This is a genomic window from Marinobacter segnicrescens (assembly GCF_900111555.1).
GTDB classification, from domain to species: domain Bacteria; phylum Pseudomonadota; class Gammaproteobacteria; order Pseudomonadales; family Oleiphilaceae; genus Marinobacter; species Marinobacter segnicrescens.
Genome location: NZ_FOHZ01000058.1, coordinates 1 through 3,249, shown reverse-complemented (window position 1 = coordinate 3,249; position 3,249 = coordinate 1). Strand labels below are relative to the sequence as shown.

The 3,249-nt window shown below is 56.3% G+C and carries 4 protein-coding genes and 4 tRNA genes; all 8 read left to right on the top strand.

All coding sequences use genetic code 11. The features are described 5' to 3' along the window. Positions 1-228: 228 nt before the first annotated feature. Positions 229-1,191 (top strand): biotin--[acetyl-CoA-carboxylase] ligase, encoded by a 963-nt coding sequence (locus BM036_RS19515; RefSeq protein WP_091855288.1) that lies wholly within the window; start codon positions 229-231, stop codon positions 1,189-1,191. After that, positions 1,188-1,925, top strand: a complete 738-nt coding sequence (locus BM036_RS19510) for a type III pantothenate kinase (RefSeq protein WP_091855287.1) — start codon at positions 1,188-1,190, stop codon at positions 1,923-1,925. Before BM036_RS19515 ends, BM036_RS19510 begins: the two co-directional genes overlap by 4 nt. Next, on the top strand, positions 1,925-2,695 hold the full coding sequence (locus tag BM036_RS19505; RefSeq protein ID WP_091855286.1) for an SPOR domain-containing protein: 771 nt from the start codon (positions 1,925-1,927) through the stop codon (positions 2,693-2,695). Before BM036_RS19510 ends, BM036_RS19505 begins: the two co-directional genes overlap by 1 nt. Before the next feature lie 31 nt (positions 2,696-2,726). Continuing rightward, positions 2,727-2,802, top strand: a tRNA-Thr gene (locus tag BM036_RS19500). A 40-nt stretch (positions 2,803-2,842) separates the two neighbouring features. Beyond that, positions 2,843-2,927, top strand: a tRNA-Tyr gene (locus BM036_RS19495). 9 nt (positions 2,928-2,936) lie between these two features. Further along, positions 2,937-3,011 (top strand) — tRNA-Gly (locus BM036_RS19490). Between the two features lie 12 nt (positions 3,012-3,023). Continuing rightward, positions 3,024-3,099 (top strand) — tRNA-Thr (locus tag BM036_RS19485). Between the two features lie 49 nt (positions 3,100-3,148). Continuing rightward, on the top strand, positions 3,149-3,249 hold a 101-nt coding region (locus BM036_RS19480), incomplete at its 3' end, for a GTP-binding protein (protein ID WP_245742754.1).

Sequence of the window (3,249 nt, the reverse complement as noted above, 5' to 3'; positions counted from 1 at the left end):
TCAGCAGTGAAACAGACCAGCGCCGATGGTAGTGTGGCGTTGCCCATGCGAGAGTAGGTCATCGTCAGGCTCTTAATCCCAAAACCCCGACAGCGTAAGCTGCCGGGGTTTTTTTATGGGTTTGAGAGCCTGCGGTGCTTCAGCGCAAAGCCTTTTTGTCTTTTCCCTCCCTCTGTAGTTTAATCCAGCCCTTGAAACCTTCTTGATCATCAGCCACCAGGCAGACCCATGAATACCAGACCATTACTGAAGTTACTCTCCGACGGTGCCGTACATTCCGGGGAATCCCTTGCTGAAATCCTGGGCGTCAGTCGTACTGCAATCTGGAAGCAGGTCCGCAAATTAATCGATAAAGGCATTCCGGTGGAAACGATTCGTGGCCGTGGCTATCAGTTGGCCGCGCCGATGGATCTGGTGACCCGGGAAGGAATCGAGCAGGGGCTGAACGAGTCTGCCAGACGGCAAATGGCGCTCCGTGTCCATGACCAGATTGACTCCACCAATTCGGATATAACCCGGCGCTGGCAGGAAGGTGAGCGGGGATTGCTGGTCTCGGTTGCTGACAGCCAGCAGCAGGGACGGGGCCGTCGTGGCCGTGTATGGCAAAGTCCTGCCGGCCAGAATCTCTATATGAGCGTCGGCATCTCCATGAATCGTGGCTTCACCGAACTGGATGGTCTCAGCCTTGTGGCTGGCCTGGCGTTACTGGAGGCGCTTGCCGACAAGGGGCTGGCAAACCCAGCACTCAAGTGGCCCAACGACCTGCTGGTTGACGGTAAAAAGCTGGCCGGGATCCTGATTGAGTTGCAAGGGGAGCTTGAGGGGGCTGTCCGGGTTATAGTCGGTATCGGTGTGAACGTACATATGCTGGAGGCTGAGTCGGTGGATCAACCCTGGACAAGCCTGGACTTGAGTGCCCCGGAAGCGGACTGGCGGCGGGATGACCTGGCAGCCAGCGTTCTCAATCGCCTGTTAGGGCATCTATCCGTTTTCGAGGCATCCGGTTTTGGGCCATTCGCAGAGCCGTGGAATCGGTACGACGCTTTCAGAGGGCGTAAGCTGGTTGCCACCAGTGGTAACCTCTCCGGTGTCGGCGAGGGCGTCGACGAGTCTGGCAACTACATGATCAGCACTGACAGCAGCGTTGAGCGCATATACGCCGGTGAGATCAGCCTCCGGGTGGCGGAATGAAACTGTTGCTGGATGCCGGAAACTCGCGCATTAAGTGGCAGCTGCGGGACCGCGCGGACATTGTCTGTTCTGGCGTGGATGTAGCAGAAACCGCAGGGCTTTTCCGCGAGATGGATGACAGACTCTGGACGCAAGTCGATTTTGTCGCCATTTGTACAGTACGCTCCGAGTCTGCAAGGGAAGCACTGGTGCGTGCTATCAAGTTGCACACCCAGGTACCGGTGCGGTTCTTCTGGACTGAACCGCGGTTTGGCGACCTTGTCTGCGCCTATGAAAACCCTTCAGCGATGGGGGCAGACCGGTGGCACGCGATGGTCGCCGCCTGGGAGGTCTTCAAAGGTGCCTGTGTCGTAATCGATGCCGGCAGCGCGATTACTGTGGACTGGATCGACGCCAGCGGGCGGCATGAGGGTGGTTATATTCTGCCAGGAAAAAACCTTATGCTGGATGCCTTGAGTCAGAAAACCGCAAGGGTGCTGTTCCAGCGAGAGCAGACGCTAGCGTCGGTTTCTCCCGGTCAGACAACCGGTGAGTGCGTTCTCCATGGTGTTAACTGGCTCCTTCGTGCATTGGCGATAGAGTTAGGTCGTAAAACCACGGTGCCGGTCATGGTGACCGGCGGCGATGGGCCCTATATAAAGAAGGCCCTTAGCGAATCTGCCGATCCGGCGCTGCCGGTTCGGTTATCTCCCGACCTGGTTCTGGACGGCCTGGCTCAGGTGGCGAATTGCTGATGCGCTGGGTCGCCCTTTTACTGCTGTTGATTAATATTGGGCTGTTTTGGTGGTTGTCGTCCTCCGGGCAGGATAATGTCCGTCCCGTACAGGAAGGAAAGCTACCTCGGGTTGCCGAGATAAAGTTGATTGATGAGTGGGTAAACGGTCAGGCTGAACCGAGGGAGGACGAGGCTTCGTCCCGGTTGATAGTGGATGCGACTGAATATGCTGAGGGGAGCTCTGACGCCCTGATGCCGCCTGGATCCGGGCAGGCCGGGCCGGAGTCTGCTGCTGCCTGTTACGGGATAGGCTGGTTCAACGAACAGGCGGAGGCCCTCGCTTATCGCAACGAGATGCTCGTGCGATTTCCGTCCTTGCGTTTCGGTGGTGTACAAGAGAGAAGCGAGGAGCTTGAGCCTTTTCACTGGGTGATTATTCCGCCCCTGCCTTCTCGGGATGAGGCGATGGCGTTATATCGGGAGCTCGTAAATAAGGGCATTGAAGCGTACGTGGTACCTTCCGGAGAGAACGAAAACGCTATATCTCTGGGACTGTTCCGGTCCAGGGTCTCGGCAGAGCGAATTCTTAGCGAAAGACAGGCCGAAAATATCGATGCAACACTGGTAAAGTTCCCCCGAAATCGTATAAGCTACGCGCTCGTTTTTGAGGGGGTGCCCCAGCCTGAATTGCAGGGCCAGGGCCTTCCCCCCGCCAAAAGTGATGCCGAGCTACAACTGATTGAATTTAGTGATTGTGAAGGTGTTGCAACCGCTAAAAAAAATCCGTAGTATACCGGCCTCGCTGATGAGGCGAATGTGAGCTGGCGTAGCTCAGTTGGTAGAGCAGCTGACTTGTAATCAGCAGGTCGGGGGTTCGATTCCGTCCGCCAGCTCCACTTAAGTTTTATGAAGTGTCTCGGAATCAGGGATACCTCTGGAGGGGTTCCCGAGTGGCCAAAGGGATCAGACTGTAAATCTGACGGCTCAGCCTTCGCAGGTTCGAATCCTGCCCCCTCCACCACTTATTGATGCGGGCATCGTATAGTGGCTATTACCTCAGCCTTCCAAGCTGATGACGCGGGTTCGATTCCCGCTGCCCGCTCCAGATTGGTTCAATGCTCATGTAGCTCAGTTGGTAGAGCACACCCTTGGTAAGGGTGAGGTCGGCGGTTCAAATCCGCCCATGAGCTCCATTTTTATCCGGTCAACGTTACTGTCCAGTTGATTAGGGAGATTGGTCGAATGTCTAAGAAGCAATTTGAGCGTAACAAGCCGCACCTGAACGTGGGCACCATCGGTCACGTTGACCATGGTAAGACCACTCTGACTGCGGCGCTGACCCG

Excerpts from the sequence above, each read along its gene's own strand:
- BM036_RS19505 (WP_091855286.1), top strand. The coding sequence starts at position 1,925 with ATGCGCTGGGTCGCCCTTTTACTGCTGTTGATTAATATTGGGCTGTTT.
- BM036_RS19510 (WP_091855287.1), top strand. The coding sequence starts at position 1,188 with ATGAAACTGTTGCTGGATGCCGGAAACTCGCGCATTAAGTGGCAGCTG.
- BM036_RS19515 (WP_091855288.1), top strand. The coding sequence starts at position 229 with ATGAATACCAGACCATTACTGAAGTTACTCTCCGACGGTGCCGTACAT.